Source organism: Mycobacterium sp. NGS15 (assembly GCF_059813245.1).
Genome location: NZ_JCALEF010000019.1, coordinates 1 through 482, shown reverse-complemented (window position 1 = coordinate 482; position 482 = coordinate 1). Strand labels below are relative to the sequence as shown.

The 482-nt window shown below is 58.1% G+C and carries 1 protein-coding gene; it reads right to left on the bottom strand.

Annotated elements, in window-relative coordinates; genetic code table 11:
* Nucleotides 1–482, bottom strand: a 482-nt coding sequence (locus tag AC5Y5C_RS24865) for an MlaD family protein (protein ID WP_499977339.1), incomplete at its 3' end; no start/stop codon positions are given.

The following is a 482-nucleotide window of genomic DNA, read 5'->3' as shown; positions in this document are numbered from 1 at the left end:
TTGGTCAGGTTATCGGCCTGCTCGGGCGACAGAGTGCTGAACAACGGCTCATACCCATTGAGCAGCGTGGTCACATCAAACGACGGATCGGTGCGCTCCAACGGAATCGTCGACCCCGCCGCAAGCACATTCGTATCACCGCTCTTACCCAGCGACAGACCCAGATACCGCTGACCCACAATGTTCTGATACGTCACCGACGCCAGCGTGTTCCCATACAACCTCTGATCGTTCTGGACCACGAAATCGACCCTGGCCTGGTTGTTGTTGACCAGCTCGATCTTCTCCACACGCCCCACACGCACACCGGCCATACGCACGTCATCACCATCACGCAACCCGTACACATCAGTGAAAACCGCCGAATACGCCGTGGTCCCACCCGCCACATCACGGCGCAACGTGGCATACACCAACCACGTCAACACCATCGCGACCGCCATAAACACCACCAGCGCGATCAACGGACCACGGAACTTCAT